This is a genomic window from Anaerococcus sp. NML200537 (assembly GCF_026131715.1).
GTDB lineage: Bacteria > Bacillota > Clostridia > Tissierellales > Peptoniphilaceae > Anaerococcus > Anaerococcus kampingae.
Map to the genome: position 1 here is coordinate 41,681 of NZ_JAMXSL010000002.1, position 17,840 is coordinate 59,520.

The following is a 17,840-nucleotide window of genomic DNA, read 5'->3' on the forward strand; positions in this document are numbered from 1 at the left end:
TTATATTTAATGGATAGAATCTATTATATCTTCCATGAATTTAATAATAGTATCTTTTTTGGCTTTTGCCTTATCCATACTAGAAGCTATAGAGTTAACATAGATTTTGATTTTTGGTTCTGTACCTGATGGTCTAAGTGTTACCCAAGATCCATCTTCGAAGAAGTATTTTAATACGTTAGATTTTGGTAGTCCAGTATCATCATTTTGATAATCAATTAAGCTATCAATCTTATCTCCACCAATTTCTTTGATAGGATTTTCTCTAACTTCAGACATTATTCTAGCTATTCTTTCTTGACCATCTACACCTTCAAGTGTGATTGATACAACTTCGTTTGAATAATATCCATGTTCTTCGTAAATTTCATTAATTACGTCAATTAAAGATTTACCTTGGCTCTTATAGTAAGCAGCCATTTCTGTTATCAACATAGCAGAGTTAACAGCATCTTTATCTCTTACAAAATCTTTGTAGTTATATCCAATTGATTCTTCAAAACCAAATACAAATTTACCTGTATTTTCTCTTTCTAGTTCGTTAGCCTTGTCATAGATATTTTTAAATCCGGTTAAGACATCGTATTTAGCAACTCCATATTTTTTTGCAATTGGTGCAACTAAATCTGTAGTAACTATTGATTTTACAACTGCAGGATTTTCTGGAAGTTCACCTTTTTCAGATAGGCCAGATAAAACATAATTTGTAAGTAATGAGCCTATTAGGTTACCAGTTAGGAACTTATAGCTTCCATCTTTATCTAATACTTCTACAGCACACCTATCTGCATCCGGATCTGTGGCAAGTAATAATTCTGCCTTAGTTTCCACTCCTAATTTTTCTGAATATTTGAAAGCTTTTGGATCTTCAGGGTTTGGATAACCAACTGTAGTAAAGTCAGGGTCAGGATTTTCTTGTTCTTTTACTACGTGAATATTTGTAAATCCTCTTTCCTTAAGTATTCTTCTAACTAGTTTATTTCCAGTTCCATTTAATGGAGAATAAACAACACTGATATTTTTATCTATGCCTTCATCATGGATTGTACAAGCTTTGATTAGTGATACGTATTTTTCTAGTAATTCATCACTTACATACTCAATTATTCCATCTTCAATACCCTTTTCAAAGTCTAGTCTTTTTATTTCAAAAAAGTCTTGGTGATCAGCAATATAGCCTAAAATTTTGTTGGCAGTCTCATCCATTATTTGGCTGCCTTCTTCATTATAAGCCTTATAACCGTTGTATTCTCTTGGGTTATGTGATGCTGTTACCATTACACCTGCAACGCAATTAAGCTCTCTTATAGTAAATGAGCATACTGGTGTTGGTTGAATTTCTTTGTGGATATAAACTTTTATTCCATTAGCAGCAAATACTTCAGCAGTAATCTTCGCAAATTCTTTTGACATATGTCTAACGTCATAAGCAATTGCTACACCACGTTTTTTGGCTTCTTCCCCACCTTCTGAGATTGTATCTGCAAAAGCTTGGGTTGCTTGAGCTACCATATAATTATTCATCCTGTTAGTGCCAGCACCTAGTTTTCCCCTAAGACCTGCTGTACCAAATTTTAAAGATTGATAAAACCTATCTTTGATTTCTTCATCATTATCTTTGATTGATTCTAGCTCTTTTCTAGTTTCTTCATCAAACCTATCATCCTTGTACCAAGTTTCAAAATTTTTCTTATAGTCCATCTGCTTCTCCTATTTTATATACATTTACTGATAGTGAATCTAAAATTAGTCCACTTTCTATATCAATACCTATATTATTCTTACCCTCTTTATCAAAAACTTTTTCAATTTTTTTAGAATTTATATCTTCTATAGATGACTTTAAAGTTTCTGCACTTACATACATGTCATTACAATTGGCATTAATGAAAATTAAATACTCGCTATCTAGTAGGTAGCCAACAATTGAGTCGTCTAAATCATCAATGAACTTTAATTTCTTCCTTATGAATTCCTCACTTGTATGAGAGAATACATCTATTGACTTCCTTAAGTTTATTAGTTCTTTTGTGTAATTAAATATGTCGTAATTGGCTTCCTTCTCTTGCCAGTTGATAGCATTTATAGATAGAGGTGAATTATATGAGTTTGAATCATTTTTCTTGCTGTGATTAAACTCATTACCTTCGTATAAAAATGGTTTGCCAAAAGATAGCATGACAATAGCCATTGCTAATTTGACATAAGAATCAATATTTTCTGTGCTATCTAGCGATATCGATAATTTATCAAATAGGATTAAATTATCATGACAGTTAAAGTAGTTAATTGTCTCACTAGCGTCGTCTGCAAAGCCTATCCTATCTTCTGAATAGTTTATTGATCCTGCTATTCCTAATTCAATTTCCTTTTTTAGTGAATAGATACCTTGAATATAGCCTCTACCGTATGAGTTTGCATCTCCCTTTATAGCATCCCTAAAAGTGTCGTTAAAAACACCAAATTTATTTGACCTTTGTGCCCCCTTCCAGATTTGTAAATCAGGGCTTAAAGTAGTTCCTAAAGCCATCCAAGGCTCACCATATATTAGTATATTTGGATTAATCTTCCTAAGTTCTTTAATGGCAAGTTTAATTGTATCTAAATCAATTAAGGCCATCAAATCAAATCTAAAGCCATCAATCTTATATTCCTTGGCCCAATAAACTAAAGAATCTATTATTAGCTTTCTTACAAATGGTTTCTCACTTGCAACTTCATTACCACATCCTGATCCATTTGAAAAGGATCCATCGGGATTTGTCCTATGATAGTAGCTAGGAGCAAGGGTATTTAAGTTTGAGTCTACGGTTTTGTAGGTGTGGTTAAAAACTACATCCATGATTACTCCTATTCCATTTTCATGGAAAGATTTAACCATATTTTTTGCTTCCCTTATTCTTGATTTGGGATCATATGGGTCAGATGCAAAAGACCCTTCTGGCGCGAAATACAATTCTGGATCATATCCCCAATTGTAATTACCGTCATCAAAAAATGCATCGCTTCTCTCATCAACTGTTATGAAGTCATAAAAAGGTAAAATCTGAACGTGACTTATACCAAGTTCAAGAATATTATCAAGACCTGTTTTAATATTTTTATAGCTAGTGCTTCTCTCAGTAAGTCCTAAATATTTACCCCTATTAAAAACTCCACTTGACTTATCTGCTGTATAGTTTTTTATGCTCATCTCATAAATGATAGCATCATTTTCTTCAATATTTGGTATATCAAGATTTCTAAATCCTTCGGGATCTGTTTCTTTTAAATCAACCACAGCTGAATAAAGTGAATTTATTGATGCCGAATATGAATATGGATCTGTTACTTCAAATTCATCTTCTATTATATAATTATAGAAATATCCATTAAAATCACCTTCAAGCCTTAGAGAAAATACACCCATATCATCTTTTTTTAAGGGGTAAATGTCTCTTCTAACTTTTTTATAATCATCAGTTAATACCAGATCGATTTTGTTTCTATCTGGAGCAAAGACCCTAAACTCTGTGTATGATTTATTATAATTTGCTCCTAATTTTATATCTTTTATATCTTCATAAGTTAAATTTATTTTTTCTTGTGTTAAAGTCATAGGCTTTATTAATTACATCATCCAATCTAAAATTATTCGCCCATAATATGTTTTCCAGCTCATTATTAACCCACTTATTTACATTCAAATAATCTTTTTCTATGATTTTTCTTGTATTTATTAACTCTTCCAAATCATAAAATATTTTAAAAGAATCATTATACATAAGAAGTTGATCATAGATCAATTTGAAGTTATAAGGGAAATTAGAATAGTCCTCATTTAGAAGATTATCTATTGTAAATTTAACAACTTCACTATTATAATAAAATTCATTTGCATTGTAAGAATTTTCTTTATTCATTTTTTCCAAATCTTTAAATTCTGGTCCAAACTGATAAAATGAATTCTTCTGTTTAAGATTATCTACTATGCCTCCCTTTGAAGTTAAGATATTTGACATATTAAATATAGCATTTAATATATGAAAATTCTGATTGTCTAGATTTGCTAATGTTAGATTAGTATAAATATCTGCGCTTGCTAGCAGAAATTTAACTTTCTCAACGTCCAAATCTTCAAAAAATACAATCTTTATCTTTTCCCTAATGAATTTATCTTTATCAATCATCTTCTTAAGGGCTAGGATGAATTTTATAGTTTCTTTTGCCATGAAATAACCTTCATTGGCCTTACCTGAAAACACATAGGTCGTAGGTGTAAGTCTTAAATTGCTATTATATTTTAGCATGTAATACTTGTAGGCTATTGCTAAACAATTTAGTATTTGTCTTTTACTTTCATGCATTAGAGATATCTGAACATCTACCATAGAGTATGGATTAATTAGATCAGAAGTTGATTCTTTTGCAATTTTCGCAAGCTTACCTTTATTACTATACTTTACTTTATCCAAAGACCTAATGAAGTCCTCATTGTTTTTAAGTTTATTTATTTTCTTGATTTCTTCATAAGAAAGCGAGTTAATACCGTACTCTTTCAATGTATATAAAAGGTCTGTATTGCCGGACTCACTATATAATATCCTATCCGTCCCATAATTTAGGTAAGAATGATTTATATCATTTTTCCTACTATCAGATATTATTTTTGAAAGGTAATTGTATTTATTTGATAGATATTTATTAATATTTCTAAAACTAACACTGCCATCCTTTATGATGCTAGCCTCATTATCTTTTATTTGAAGGTATTTTTGTATCTCAAAAATCATATCCATTATTTCAGGATTTACCCTTCTAAGCATTTCTACATCATAATTTTCAACCCCATCATCTGTAATTGAGAAAGCAACATGATCAAAAACTATTCTAGAAATATTTATAGCTTTATCCAAAGAATAGTCATATTCTTTTACAAGTAGCCTTATAAATTCTACCAAAGCAAGAGTTGGGTGTATATCATGCGAAAATATCTTTATATTCTTTTCGATATTTTCAATAGAACCGTGTTTTTTAATTTGCCTTCTAAATATATCTCTAATCGCACTTACAGAGTAAAAATATTCTTGCTTCAATCTAAGAAGTTTTCCTTCATAAGTGGAATCATCTATATATAGAAATTTATTTATAGAGTTAATATTTACGTAATCATCATAGGCTTTTAAAAAATCACCTCTAGAAAAATCTTCGATGTTAATTGCCTCTAGAGCCTCTGACTTAAAAAGTCTAAGAGTGTTTACAAAACTTGCATCGTCACTTAAGATTGGCATATCATAAGCAATAGTTTTGTTCTTTCTACCATCTATATCTAGTATGTAGGAGAAAGATTTCTTATGTTCCCAGTTTGACCCTTGTTCAAGCCAAAAATCAGAATACTCAACCTGTCTTCCATCTACAATTTTTTGCTTCAAATTGCCATTTTCATATCTTAGTGCATAGGCCACAGCTCTTTTATTGTGGTTGGCTAATTCATTTATCAAGGCAGAGGATCCTATTCCTATATCACCTATACCTAAATCCGCTTCCTTTTCACACGCAAGAACCTCATCAAAATCAAATCCCATTTCATCAAGGGCTTTAACAATTTCATCTTTAATTTTTAATCTATGAATGTTTCTATCGATTAATTTGCCAGGTAGGTATTCAAAACTTAGGATATAATAATCTAAATCCTTTTGGATTTTTTTAGATTTAACCCAAGTTTTTCCGATTACTTCCATCATATACCTACATAAGCAATCATAGACCTCATTAACTCTTGCATTTTCAATGTTTTTCGCATAAAGAGAATACAAAAAACTTTGTATCCTCTTTATAATTAATTCCTTATTCGTTTTCATCTTTTCTCTTAAGCTTTTATCTCTTCGTATAGTTTTAAGTATTTTTCTGAGGACATCTCCCAATCATTTCTCTGATTCATAGCATTTGTTATTAATTTTCTATGTGCATCTTTATTTGTATTATAAACATTTATAGCATTTTTAATAGAAAATAATAGTTCATGAGCATTTATATTTTCAAAGGAGTATCCTGTTCCTTCACCAGTATATTCATTATAAGGTATAACTGTATCTTTTAATCCACCTGCTTCTCTAACAATTGGTAAAGTACCGTATCTCATAGCTATGAGCTGGCTAATACCGCATGGTTCAGATACTGATGGCATCAAGTAGAAGTCACAACCTGCATAAATATCATGTGATTCCTTATCAGAATAATATATTCTTGCTGCTACCTTGTCAGGATATTTCCATTCAAAGTATTTAAACATCTCTTCATAAGTATAATCACCTGTACCTAATACTACTAGTTGAATATCTTCTTGCAATAACTCATCTAATATATACCTTACTAAGTCTAGACCCTTCATTTCGTTAAGTCTTGATACAATCCCTAAAACTGGAACGTCTTCTCTTACTGGAAGGCCATAGAGCTCTTGTAGATAGGCTTTATTAGCGTATTTATCATCAATTGAATCTACATCATAATTTTTAGCAAGATTTTGGTCAGTTTTTGGATTCCAAACATCAAAGTCTATTCCATTTACGATACCATCTAGTTTGTAATTATATTGTCTTATGACCCCGTCTAGGCCCTCACCATAGAATGGATATTGGATTTCTCTTGCATAATTTTCAGATACTGTATTTACATGAGTGGCATGGATTATACCTCCCTTAATAAAGTTTATTGCATCATAAAATTTAAGGTCATTTTCATTGAAGTATCTACCATCAAGACCTGCTAATCTTAGGTTTTCAGAATCAAATACACCTTGGTATTTAAGGTTGTGGATTGTAAATAGGGTTCTTATATCATCGTAATAAGGATCACCAATTCTATAATCGTTTACAAATACATTCACCATGGCTGTGTGCCAATCATTTGAATGAATAATATCTGGTTTGAAGTTTATTTCTTTAGGCAATAGGGTACATGCTTTTGAGAAGAATATAAATCTTTCAGCATCATCTCCAAAACCATAGAGACCATCCCTATCAAAATATTCAAGATTATCTATAAAGTAGTATGTTACACCATCCCATTCAAGTTGATAAACACCTGCATACTGGTGTTTCCAATCTAGATCCACATAAAATTCAGTTATTTTTTCCATCTTTTCTCTGTAGCTTTCAGAGATTTTCTTATAGAGAGGTAAAACCACTCTAATATCTACGCCTTTTTTCTTAAGTTCTTTAGGAAGGGCACCAGCAACATCTGCTAGGCCCCCTGTTTTTATGAATGGTACTGATTCACTAGTAAGAAAAAGTATATTCATTTTTAGCTCCTTAGTTCAAGTGATTCGTTTTTATTTGTTAGGTAAGGATTTGATCTATTACCAAATAACCTTACATCGTGTCCAATTTCTGTTCCCTTATCAGTTATTACAAAGTTTAGGATAGCACCATCTTCTATAGTTGTATCTTGGAAAATAATAGAATTTCTAATTATCGCTCCTTTACCAACCTTGGCCCCTCTAAAGATGATGGAGTTTTCAACTTCACCTTCAATTATAGCTCCATTTGCTACTAACGAATTTTTAACTTCGCAATTTTTAGTGTAAGATGTTGATGGCTCATCCTTAGACTTGGTGTATACTAGACCGTCTTCATAGAATAGTTTATCAAAAATTTCTTTATTTAGCAATTTCATATTCGCTTCGTAGAATGAATTTATATCTTTTATTATTTCAAATTCTTTTTCTTGTCTATAGAAATCAATATTTAATTTTCCTGGATAATCAAAGATAGCTGCAAGCATTGAATTTGTACTGTTATTTTGCATAGAATGTCTTAATACTCTTAAGAAGCTATCTTTTTTCATCATTATAGAGCCTAAAAATAAATCTATTTCGTCGGTTATTCCTAAATTCACACCCACATTTTCAGGTTTTCCTTCGGTGTCAGAATTTATAATAGCTTGATTTAAATACTCACCATTTTTATCTATTGTCTTGTTTGAAAAGATTAAACAATCCAAATTCTCTTCTTCCATCTTTTCCTTTGCATCATTTATATCTGGTTTTGATATATACATAGGATTTTTAATGTATACATAATCAAACTCATGGTCTTGGAAATATTTAATAGTGTCATAATATGTCTCAACTTCACTGCAAGGATGTTTAGCATCAGGATTTACTGGATTTAGCATCAAACCGCCATTTCTCCTATTTAATTCCCAGCTTTTACCATTGCCTATATGGTCTAGAGGACTTCTTAATTTACTTCCAGCATAAAGAACAACCCTATTTATATCATAGTTTGCTAAGTTTGATAAAGCAAAGTCAATTATTCTATATCTACCACCAAATGGTAGCATATAATCAGGTCTATATTTACACAACTGTCCATAATTTTGTTCATTAAAATCTGAACTATATACTAATGCTACAACGCTTTCCATATTATTCCTCCTCTATGCCTTCGCTGCTGACTAGGTAAACTTTATCATCATTTTCTTTACCTATATCTTCAGAGATTTCCATATCTTCTGCTACTACAGAATTATATATTTTAACTCCAGATTTTACCTTTACACCGTTAAGTAAAACTGAATTATAAACTTCTGCACCTTCTTCTATCACAACATCTGAGAATAATACAGAGTGATTAACCTTTCCATCTATAATACATGCTTCATTTACTAGTGTATCCTTAAGATCTGCCTTTAACCCAACTCTATGTGGTGGTAGGTTTTGTGATTTTGTATAAATTCTCCAATTATCATCATATATATCTAGCTCATTGTTTGGGTCAATAAGATCTAGGTTTGCTTGCCAGTAACTTCTTACAGTACCAACATCTTTCCAGTATCCGTCAAATTTATAAACATATAGAGGAGATCCTTGGTTTAACATTTTAGGTATAATATCATGGCCGAAGTCATTTGTAGATTCTTTATTTTCATAATCTTCAATTAATTCTTTTCTTAACACTTTCCAATTGAAAATATAAATACCCATTGAAGCCAAGTTAGATTTTGGATTTTCTGGTTTTTCTTCAAATTCAACAATTTTATCATTTTCATCGGTATTCATAATACCAAATCTACTAGCCTCATCCCAATCAACTTCCATTACAGCTATAGTTGCATCTGCACCCTTCTTTTTGTGAACATCAAGAAGTTTTCTATAGTCCATCTTATAAATATGGTCACCTGATAAAATAAGTACATATTCCGGATTTACTTGATCAAGATAATTTATATTTTCATAAATAGCTGAAGCAGTTCCTTCAAACCATCTACCGCCTTCTTCTGTATAGTACGGTGTTAAGATTCTTAAACCACCGAAATTTCTATCATAATCCCAGGCTGTACCGATTCCTAGGTGCTCGTTAAGTAGTTGAGGTTTATATTGGGTTAAAACACCGATATCCTTAATCTCACTATTGGTTGAATTACTAAGTGCAAAGTCAATAATTCTGTATTTACCACCAAAAGGTACAACAGGTTTTGCCATTTCCCTTGTCAAAGCTTTAAGCCTTGAACCTTGACCACCAGCTAAAAGCATTGCTGCGGTATTATTTGCGTTTCTCATAAGACCTCCTAGATTTATGATTTAAGTTCTTTTTCTATTTATACCCAATTTTCAAGATAATAACTAGAAAACCTTTTCTCTACTTATATTTTACATAAAATCCCTCTTTTTGACAAGACTTATATTATTAGTATAATTGTATTACATGGGGATGCCTTGGTTTCGACGTGATTGAAGAGCTTTTGATTGCAAGTCGTAAATCAAAACGTAAATTGATAATTAAATATAAACGCAAATAACAATAGCGAAGCAAACTTCGCACTAGCTGCCTAATCAATTAGGATAGCAATGAATATTAGGCTTGTCGTTGGTCTAATATTCGTTTCATAATTAAACGACAACTAATATAACAAAGCTTTGAGTTATATTTAGTACTATGAAGCTAGCATAAAAGCTTTTTGTAAGTTTTTTATTTTTTATGTGAAATCTTAAAACTTAATAAGCTTGTAGATGTCTTAAGTGAGGCTATCACGGACACGAGTTCGATTCTCGTCATCTCCACCAAAGATTTTAAACCTTGAGTTTCAAGGTTTATTTTTATGGGAAAATCTTTCCAAGCACTATTTTAGGAATTTTCAAACTAAAAAACTGCTAAGGATGAGCTACATCCCTAGCAGTCTTAATTTAAGTAATAAATATCATCTGATGGTCTATTTCCAGAAAATATATTTTTATCAAGGCCCTCTAGCCTATCCATATATAACTGGAATACACCTTTCATTGTATCAGAAGTGATAAATACATTTTCCATTTTATTATAAATATCAATGGCATCAGCATTTGTAATATCATAATTGTCTATTATATTTTTTGATATAACTGTTGACTGGCTAATATTTTCTTGACTTTCCTTAAATTGTTTTAGAAAATTATCAAAGCTTTCTTTATTATCTTTTAGGAAATTATTATTTACAACAATGACCTCAGATAAATAATCTCCACTTGATTCAATATCTGAATTAGGTAAGAAAGATAAAATCTGTCTTAGATCGTAAAGATAATAATTCTTTTCTTCTATAGCCTTTGAATAATAGGGCTCAGATAAGAATGCAAAGACCTTGTCCATTTGTTTTAGATTGCTGAGTACCTCTTTCTGACTTAGGTAAGTTTCAACACTTACCTTCAAAAAAGTCTTCGCTAGACTAAGTTTTGACTCAACCATCTTATTCATTGACTCGTTCATATTTGGCATCATTATTGTAGAATTTTTAAGATCAGCAGGGCCATTTACCTGCCTATCACCTATAATATATATATCATTTAGTAAAGTAATTGCTGCAAGCTTTATTGAATGATCTGTTTTTTTGTATAAGTTTACAAGTTCATAAGCTGGTATGACAGCTACATCAAAGTCAAGTGTTTCTATTGATGAATAATCTTTGACTAGATCAATGGCATAGTCATTATTATCTTTCTTTGACAAGTCATCTAAAATTATTGATGCTGCAAAACTAGTGGTTTTTACGTCAATCTTGCTTGATACAGGTTTTTTTTCTACATTTATAATCTCTTTTTGTGTTTGCTCGTCTATCTTATCTTTTTTTAAACATGATGTTAATATTAGAAGAGGAATTATTAGTGCTATTATTTTTTTAAAGCTATTCACTTATATTTCTCCTATCTTCTAGAGCTCTTTCAAGGGTCAGTTGGTCAAAATATTCTAATTGTGAACCGACTGGAATTCCTTGTGCTATCTTACTTATCTTAATATCTCTACCTTTAAGTAAATTAGTGATAAAAAGGATAGTTGTCTCACCTTCTATTGTTGAAGAAATTGCAAGGATTATCTCTCTAATATCTTCATTATCAAGCCTTTCTAGGAGCTTATCTATGTTTAACTTATCTGGGCCTATATCATCTGATGGCGATATAAGTCCTCCTAAAACATGGTATTTTCCCCTATAGGCTCCGGATTTTTCAATTGCTATTAGGTTTCTTACATCTTCTACTATGCATAAGTATTCTTCATCTCTTGTAAAATCCTTGCAAATTGAGCACACATCATCTTCTGTTAAATTTCCGCAAATCTTGCAATGGTGAATCCTATTTTTAACTTCCATAAGGCTGTCTGAGAAGTCTTTTACACTTTTTATATCTTCATCGACTATACTCATGGCAAGTCTTTCCGCACTTTTTCTACCAATTGTGGGTAATTTTTGAAATTGCTCTATTAAGTTGTTTAATGATTCGGGTAGGATGGCCATTACATTAAACCAGGTATATTTATGCCACCTGTTAATCTGCCCATATTTTCTTCATTGAATTTATCCGCTTGGTTGTTTGCATCATTGATAGCAACCATGATTAAATCTTGAAGCATATCCACATCTTCTGGATCTACAACATCAGGATTAATTTTTATTGATGTAACTACTTTCTTGCCAGTCACTGTAGCTTCTACTACCCCGCCCCCTGCGCTTGCAGTAAATTCTTTTTCTTCTAATTCTTGTTGGGCTTTTTCCATTTCCTCTTGCATCTTCTTAACTTGTTTCATCATGTTATTCATATTTGGCATGCCGCCTCTAAAATTTCTTGCCATTATTTTCCTCCTATTTTATTATTAATTCATTATTAAATATATTTTGCAATTTCTCTATAGTTTTATCTTGATTTTTAGATTGTGTTTTTTCGCTAATATGTTCACTAACTACTTCAATATTAAAACTTATATCTTTTTCTAATAAATCTCTTAATTTTTCCTCAATCTCTTCTCTTTTGCTATCTAAAAAGAAAAAATAAAACTCGTCTTTAATATTAAGACTTAACTTTTCACCTATATACAAATAATTAAGACCTTCTTGATTAAATAAAGTATTTAGCATAGTCCCTGAACTTGCAACTATGATATCAATCAGAGCATTTTCCTGATCTTTAGAAAGCCTAATATATGATTTAGAATTAGATTTTTCTTCTGTTTTTTCATTAGTTATTGGAATATTTTCTTCATCTTTAGAATCTAGAGTAGGTTTTTCTATGCTAGATTCAATAGGTTTTATAACAGGTTTATAATTCTTTAATTTATTTTCTATTATATTATTTACCAAATCTATTATATTTGATTCTCTATTTCTTTCTAGTTTTGACACTCTGCTTTCTATATTATTAGTGTCTACTGTATCTATTAGCCTTAAAATAAGCACATCTAAGAGAATATCAGTATTAGATGAAAGTCTAAGTTTATTAGCATATTCGTTTAAGATATCTAAACTTGTTAAAATTCTTGATAGATCAATCTTATCAATCTTTTCCTGTATTAATTTAAGCCTTTCTTCATTTTCAAATATAGATTCATCTTCTGTAGTCTTTAGAATCATCATATCCCTATAGAAGTTTATTAGAGCTTCTAGAATATCAAGATTAGATTTTCCATCTTCTCTTATAAGTGTCAGAGTTTTTAAACTTGATTTTTGATCTTTTATGATAATTTCATTTATCAGCTTATCAATTTTTTTAAAATCTACAGACCCTAGAATGAATTCAACATCTTTTAGTTTAAATATTTTATTATTAAAAGATAAGACCTGGTCTAAGATGCTTAAAGCATCCCTCATAGCTCCTTTCGCCTTTCTTATAATTAAGTCGATGGCCTCATTTTCCATTTCTATATCTTTATCTTTTAAAATAATATTTATCTGTTCTTTTATTTTTACAGAATCAATCTTGTTAAATTCAAACTTTTGTACCCTCGACAAAATTGTTTTTGGAATCTTATCAATTTCTGTAGTAGCAAGAATAAAAACTAAATGTTTTGGTGGCTCTTCCATAATTTTAAGAAGGGCATTAAAAGCCTCTCTGGTAATCATATGGGCCTCATCTATTATGTAGACTTTATACTTTAGTTTAGAAGGTGGATAAATCACATTATCTTTTAGATTTCTAATATCATCTATTCTTCTATTACTAGCAGCATCCATTTCTACTACATCGAGTGTTGATTCATCTTCTATAGCCTTACAATTTTCGCATTCTAGGCAGGGAGAACCATCTTTGGGATGAAGGCAATTTATGGCCTTTGCAAAGATTTTGGCTGCTGAAGTTTTTCCGCAACCCCTTTCTCCAGCAAAAAGATAAGCGTGAGAAAAGTTATTGTTTATTAGCTGATTTTTTAAAACATTTACGACTTTATCTTGACCAAGAACTTCATCGAAGGTCTTTGGTCTATATTGTCTATATAAAGCTTTTGCCATACCTTTCCTTTCTATCTTATTTATTATACCATAGATTCTTATATTTATGGTAATATTTTCACTTTGCAATGTAGGATCTTTGGGGTATAGTAAGTTATTGTAGTATGGAGAGCTGTCCGAGTGGTTGAAGGAGCACGATTGGAAATCGTGTATACAGTTTATTTGTATCATGGGTTCAAATCCCATGCTCTCCGCCATGCACTAGACGGGGAACTAGCGGTGCCTTGTAACCTGCAATCCGCTACAGCAGGGTTTAATTCCTAGTGGAGGGCTTTTAGCAGATTAAAAGACTAATATATGCGGTGTTGATTGATAGATCTTACGCAACAGGAGACTGTGAACCATGTCAGGAGGGGAACCTAGCAGCATTAAGCAGCCACTTCTGTGTGCCGTAAGGCAACCTATCATGAGTCGGATATATTAGACACTATATTATGTTAATTGTTCGATGCTAGGTGTGCTTACATATACTTCAGACCAAAACTTTTTGATTGGTCTGAAGTTTTTTTATTTGCATAAAAAGTGATATAATAATTATATAAGAAACTAAGGAGGGAAAATTGATAGGAAAAAATTTTGAAAAGCTATTTAATAGACCTACGCCTAACTTAATGATAGATTCATCCCTTGTAGCAGTAGTTAATCAAGAAGATACTTTGCTTCATGCTGTTCTTGTTTTATCTAACTCAGGTTACCAAATAATACCGGTTGTAGATGATGATAACTGCGTAAGGGGTCTTATTTCAATATCAAATATAGTAACTAGTTTTGATAACTTATCTCTTTTTGATGAAGATAAACTTAATAAACTTAAGGTAAGTCAAGTTATGAATCAAAAGGTACCAATTGTTTTTGATAATTATAAGCTTGAAGATGTAATCTCGCTTTTAATAGATAATAACTTTGTATGTGTGACCCTTAAAAATGGATATTTTTTAGGAATTATATCTAGAAAAACTGTACTCGAGAGATTTACTCAAGTCGCTCATAATATAGAAAGAGAATATGAATTAGTTGAAAGAAAGTTATAAAAATAAACTCCAAATCTCTATATAAATAAAAAAGATTTGGAGTTTTTGAATTTATTTAATTTTGAAAATTGCAGAGTTATAAGGAGCTAACCTGATATCCTCCCCTCTTTTTATAAGACCATTTGTATTGCCATCTCCCATATATTTTAAATCATCAGTATTTATCAATTCTTCTAAATCATATGGAGCATTAATCTTATATTCAATATCTGTAAAGTTTGTTATGACTAGTAATTTTTCATTCTTATAAGTTCTCTCAAAGGCATATAAGCTGTAACCTTCTATATCTAATATATTAACATCTGAATCTGTATTACTTAAAGATTTATTATTTATAAATAATTGTGTTAAATCCTTATAAAAATCATTGAATTTGATTTGGTATTGGTCAAATTTTTCATAAGTAAATTCATCATATATTGAAAAAGTATCAAAATCTGCTAATTCATCCCCCATAAAGATAGTCTTGGTGGATTTTAAGCTGTATAAGAAGGTTAAAAGAGTCTTTAGCTGTTCAAATTTTCTATCATGAGAATACATCTTCATTGCAAGACTAGCTTCATTTACAATGCTATCTACATATGAAAAACCATGGATAATCTTATAAGTATCATTTGCTATCAAAGCTCTAACATAAGCTTGAAAATTTGCTCGATTTATAGGCTCTGTTTTAAATAATTCAATCATATTTTTAAATCTACTATCAAAAATATAATCAAAACTTAAATCTAAACCATCATAACTTCCATTAATTCCACCTATTGAAAAGGACTTATTTGCTCTAATTAAATCATTTATTTGGTTAATAAGTTCTAACCAATAATTATTTATTCCTCTATTCCTGTCCCCTTGCCAAAAAATCATATTTTCAGTTGATGGGAAGAAAATTCCGTCAATATTTAGTACCTTTGTATAATATTCAACTAAAGATAAAATATAAGATCTTACCAATTCTTTTGTAGGGTCAAAATTTATAGATCCAAAATAATTATATTTGATATTATCATAATCATAGTTGTATATGTTTGTTCCATCAAATCTATCTAGATAAAGAAAGTCTGGATCAAACTCAGCTATATCAAGCTCAACAATTATTCCGATTTTTTCTTTGTGTAATTTATCTATAAATTCTTTAAAGTCATTTAAATCCCCATATCTAGAGGAAAATGCAAAGTGCCCAATAGAAGAATATCCCATTTGCTTATAATTTTTATATTCACTTATTGGCATAAGCTGAACATGGGAAAAATTATTTTCTTTGGCATGTTTAACTATTTGATCATAGATTTTGGATTTGTCCTTGTTAGATCTGAACATAGCTCCTAGATGAATTTGGCATATATTTTTAGCTTCATTTTTAGATTTCTTATATTTAAATTTATAGCCTTCATCAAGAATAAAGGATGTACCCTCATCTAAATTGATTTTTTTGGAATAAGGATCTAGTTTTTTGTAAGAATTACCATCCTTATCAATAATTTCATATTCATATTCATCAAGATTTTTAGCATTTTCAATTGTTACAGAAAAGACTCCCGTGCTATATTTACGCATAGGAGTCTTTTCCCACTTATTGAAATCTCCAGCAATATAAGCTTCTTTTGCATTTGGTGCTAGAAGTCTAAAAATATAATCATTTGATTTTCTCTTATGAGCTCCAAAAAATTCATAGCCATCCGTAGATCTACCATTTAAATAATCTCTAGTATTCATTATTATTCCTTTCTTAATAATCAGTCATAAACTTTATAAGCTTTGATCATAGCCTGGGCTACTTCTATCATCATCCAATCTACCTTTTTAGACCAATCTTTATCAGTTGCATAAAGTTTTCCTATTCCATCAGTAGAAATCCCATTGTAAAACTTGCCCTCTTTATTGAGGTATTCGTTTTTCAAATGTTTTGCTACTGTATCAATGGAAGCTCTCTCATTCTTAAAGTCTGTAGCTTGATTGTATGGATCATAATCATAGGCATTGAATCCAAAAAGATTTTTCTTATTCTTGTAAAGCTCACTTGTACCATTTCCAGTTTCATGCTTGGCCATAGCCATAAGTAATATTGGATTTATTTCTACACCTTCACTAACTTCTTTAAAATCCTTTCCCAAGGACTTAAGGTTTGTACCTGCAAGGCCCCACTCTAATTCTTCGGCTGTAAAATTAGTAGGATTTAAGAGATAGAAATAATTTTTTTCTGATATTTTTGCTGAGCCCTTGTCTCTAAATTCTTCAAGGTCTTTTTTTAATTTATTAAATCTTATATCTCTCATATCTTTTAGATTGTAAGTTTCTGCTGAAATTTGCCTAAGACCATCAAGCAGAGAATCTTTTGTAGGCTTTTTAGCCTTATCAGCATAAGAAATTTTTGCAAAATTTATAAAGGATATGACTATTGCCATTAAAAATATAAGACTACTAAATATATTCTTTTTATATATCATAAGTCTCCTTTAATATATCATTATAATAAAATTATATCCTTAATGACCTAATTATCAAGATTAGAACTTTCTTGAGCCTGGTTTTACAGCTGGTATATCCTTTAAATTTTCCGGAATATTATCAGGATCCCATGCATTTACCTCTATCTTTGTAGCTGATATTATAGGGAGTCCATTTATCTCATCCTTATTTGACCTATTTACGATGGATGTTAGAGCTACTACCTCTCCCCCGCACTTATTTATTACATCTACGGTTTCAAATGAAGACTTACCTGTAGTTATTACATCCTCTACGATGATTACTTTTTGGCCTTCTTTGATGTCAAAACCACGTCTAAGAGTCATCACATTGTTTTCTCTTTCTGTAAAGATTGCATCTACACCGAGGGCTCTTGCTAGTTCATAGGCTATAATTATTCCGCCCATAGCTGGACCTACACATAAGTCTACCTTAATTCCAGCTTCTTTTATTTTTCCTGCAATTATTTCAGCCACTTCTTGACAATAAACAGGATTTTGTATAAGTTTTGCACATTGAACATATTTATCAGAATGCTTTCCACTTGATAAAATAAAATGTCCTTCTAAAAGTGCATCAGATTTTTTTAATAATTCTACAGTTCTATCCATAATT

The 17,840-nt window shown here is 30.7% G+C and carries 14 protein-coding genes, 1 tRNA gene and 2 other RNA genes; 4 read left to right on the forward strand and 13 right to left on the reverse strand.

The genetic code is table 11. The features are described 5' to 3' along the window. Positions 1-6: 6 nt before the first annotated feature. Genes NH288_RS00835 through NH288_RS00860 form a run of 6 tightly spaced genes read right to left on the reverse strand, consistent with a single transcriptional unit; the run spans position 7 to position 9,541 of the window. On the reverse strand, positions 7-1,701 hold the full coding sequence (locus NH288_RS00835) for a phospho-sugar mutase (RefSeq protein WP_265212357.1): 1,695 nt from the start codon (positions 1,699-1,701) through the stop codon (positions 7-9). After that, the gene (gene pulA / locus NH288_RS00840; RefSeq protein WP_265212359.1) at positions 1,691-3,598 is read right to left on the reverse strand and encodes a type I pullulanase; all 1,908 of its coding nucleotides are present in this window, start codon (positions 3,596-3,598) and stop codon (positions 1,691-1,693) included. Before pulA ends, NH288_RS00835 begins: the two co-directional genes overlap by 11 nt. After that, complete coding sequence (locus NH288_RS00845; RefSeq protein ID WP_265212361.1) at positions 3,561-5,840, reverse strand: glycogen/starch/alpha-glucan phosphorylase; 2,280 nt, start codon at positions 5,838-5,840, stop codon at positions 3,561-3,563. The genes pulA and NH288_RS00845 overlap by 38 nt, the downstream gene beginning before the upstream one ends. Before the next feature lie 8 nt (positions 5,841-5,848). After that, positions 5,849-7,279 (reverse strand): glycogen synthase GlgA, encoded by a 1,431-nt coding sequence (glgA, locus tag NH288_RS00850; protein ID WP_106460181.1) that lies wholly within the window; start codon positions 7,277-7,279, stop codon positions 5,849-5,851. A 2-nt stretch (positions 7,280-7,281) separates the two neighbouring features. Then, a complete protein-coding gene (gene glgD / locus NH288_RS00855) occupies positions 7,282-8,406 on the reverse strand; it encodes a glucose-1-phosphate adenylyltransferase subunit GlgD (protein WP_265212362.1) in 1,125 nt (374 codons plus the stop codon). Position 8,407: 1 nt separating this feature from the next. Next, positions 8,408-9,541, reverse strand: coding sequence for a glucose-1-phosphate adenylyltransferase (locus NH288_RS00860; RefSeq protein ID WP_106460179.1), 1,134 nt, complete (start codon positions 9,539-9,541; stop codon positions 8,408-8,410). Positions 9,542-9,688: 147 nt separating this feature from the next. On the opposite strand from NH288_RS00860, the gene ssrA reads away from it, so the two are divergent. Beyond that, positions 9,689-10,045: a transfer-messenger RNA gene (gene ssrA / locus NH288_RS00865) on the forward strand. A 115-nt stretch (positions 10,046-10,160) separates the two neighbouring features. On the opposite strand, the gene NH288_RS00870 is transcribed toward ssrA, so the two are convergent. Genes NH288_RS00870 through dnaX form a run of 4 tightly spaced genes read right to left on the reverse strand, consistent with a single transcriptional unit; the run spans position 10,161 to position 13,728 of the window. Next, positions 10,161-11,147, reverse strand: coding sequence for a hypothetical protein (locus tag NH288_RS00870; protein ID WP_106460121.1), 987 nt, complete (start codon positions 11,145-11,147; stop codon positions 10,161-10,163). Then, positions 11,140-11,745 (reverse strand): recombination mediator RecR, encoded by a 606-nt coding sequence (gene recR / locus NH288_RS00875; protein ID WP_106460120.1) that lies wholly within the window; start codon positions 11,743-11,745, stop codon positions 11,140-11,142. Before recR ends, NH288_RS00870 begins: the two co-directional genes overlap by 8 nt. After that, positions 11,745-12,080, reverse strand: a complete 336-nt coding sequence (locus NH288_RS00880; RefSeq protein WP_106460119.1) for a YbaB/EbfC family nucleoid-associated protein — start codon at positions 12,078-12,080, stop codon at positions 11,745-11,747. The genes recR and NH288_RS00880 overlap by 1 nt, the downstream gene beginning before the upstream one ends. Before the next feature lie 10 nt (positions 12,081-12,090). Next, positions 12,091-13,728: a DNA polymerase III subunit gamma/tau gene (gene dnaX / locus NH288_RS00885; RefSeq protein ID WP_106461111.1), complete on the reverse strand. Its 1,638-nt coding sequence runs from the start codon at positions 13,726-13,728 to the stop codon at positions 12,091-12,093. Between the two features lie 106 nt (positions 13,729-13,834). On the opposite strand from dnaX, the gene NH288_RS00890 reads away from it, so the two are divergent. From NH288_RS00890 to cbpB, 3 genes are all read left to right on the forward strand, one after another. After that, positions 13,835-13,925 (forward strand) — tRNA-Ser (locus NH288_RS00890). Beyond that, an RNA gene (gene ffs / locus NH288_RS00895) (signal recognition particle sRNA large type) lies at positions 13,925-14,191 on the forward strand. The genes NH288_RS00890 and ffs overlap by 1 nt, the downstream gene beginning before the upstream one ends. A gap of 97 nt (positions 14,192-14,288) precedes the next feature. Further along, entirely contained in the window at positions 14,289-14,759 is a 471-nt protein-coding gene (cbpB, locus tag NH288_RS00900) for a cyclic-di-AMP-binding protein CbpB (protein ID WP_265212370.1), read from the forward strand. 51 nt (positions 14,760-14,810) lie between these two features. On the opposite strand, the gene NH288_RS00905 is transcribed toward cbpB, so the two are convergent. Genes NH288_RS00905 through pyrE form a run of 3 tightly spaced genes read right to left on the reverse strand, consistent with a single transcriptional unit; the run spans position 14,811 to position 17,836 of the window. After that, on the reverse strand, positions 14,811-16,472 hold the full coding sequence (locus NH288_RS00905) for a GlgB N-terminal domain-containing protein (protein WP_265212372.1): 1,662 nt from the start codon (positions 16,470-16,472) through the stop codon (positions 14,811-14,813). Between the two features lie 20 nt (positions 16,473-16,492). Continuing rightward, positions 16,493-17,203 carry a glucosaminidase domain-containing protein gene (locus NH288_RS00910; RefSeq protein WP_265212374.1) on the reverse strand — a complete coding sequence of 237 codons (711 nt, stop codon included), beginning with the start codon at positions 17,201-17,203 and terminating at the stop codon, positions 16,493-16,495. 60 nt (positions 17,204-17,263) lie between these two features. After that, positions 17,264-17,836 carry an orotate phosphoribosyltransferase gene (pyrE, locus tag NH288_RS00915; RefSeq protein WP_265212375.1) on the reverse strand — a complete coding sequence of 191 codons (573 nt, stop codon included), beginning with the start codon at positions 17,834-17,836 and terminating at the stop codon, positions 17,264-17,266. Between the last annotated feature and the right edge of the window lie 4 nt (positions 17,837-17,840).

Excerpts from the sequence above, each read along its gene's own strand:
- pulA (WP_265212359.1), bottom strand. The coding sequence starts at position 3,598 with ATGACTTTAACACAAGAAAAAATAAATTTAACTTATGAAGATATAAAA.
- NH288_RS00845 (WP_265212361.1), bottom strand. The coding sequence starts at position 5,840 with ATGAAAACGAATAAGGAATTAATTATAAAGAGGATACAAAGTTTTTTG.
- dnaX (WP_106461111.1), bottom strand. The coding sequence starts at position 13,728 with ATGGCAAAAGCTTTATATAGACAATATAGACCAAAGACCTTCGATGAA.
- NH288_RS00905 (WP_265212372.1), bottom strand. The coding sequence starts at position 16,472 with ATGAATACTAGAGATTATTTAAATGGTAGATCTACGGATGGCTATGAA.
- recR (WP_106460120.1), bottom strand. The coding sequence starts at position 11,745 with ATGGCCATCCTACCCGAATCATTAAACAACTTAATAGAGCAATTTCAA.
- NH288_RS00880 (WP_106460119.1), bottom strand. The coding sequence starts at position 12,080 with ATGGCAAGAAATTTTAGAGGCGGCATGCCAAATATGAATAACATGATG.
- glgD (WP_265212362.1), bottom strand. The coding sequence starts at position 8,406 with ATGGAAAGCGTTGTAGCATTAGTATATAGTTCAGATTTTAATGAACAA.
- glgA (WP_106460181.1), bottom strand. The coding sequence starts at position 7,279 with ATGAATATACTTTTTCTTACTAGTGAATCAGTACCATTCATAAAAACA.
- NH288_RS00910 (WP_265212374.1), bottom strand. The coding sequence starts at position 17,203 with ATGATATATAAAAAGAATATATTTAGTAGTCTTATATTTTTAATGGCA.
- pyrE (WP_265212375.1), bottom strand. The coding sequence starts at position 17,836 with ATGGATAGAACTGTAGAATTATTAAAAAAATCTGATGCACTTTTAGAA.
- NH288_RS00860 (WP_106460179.1), bottom strand. The coding sequence starts at position 9,541 with ATGAGAAACGCAAATAATACCGCAGCAATGCTTTTAGCTGGTGGTCAA.
- NH288_RS00835 (WP_265212357.1), bottom strand. The coding sequence starts at position 1,701 with ATGGACTATAAGAAAAATTTTGAAACTTGGTACAAGGATGATAGGTTT.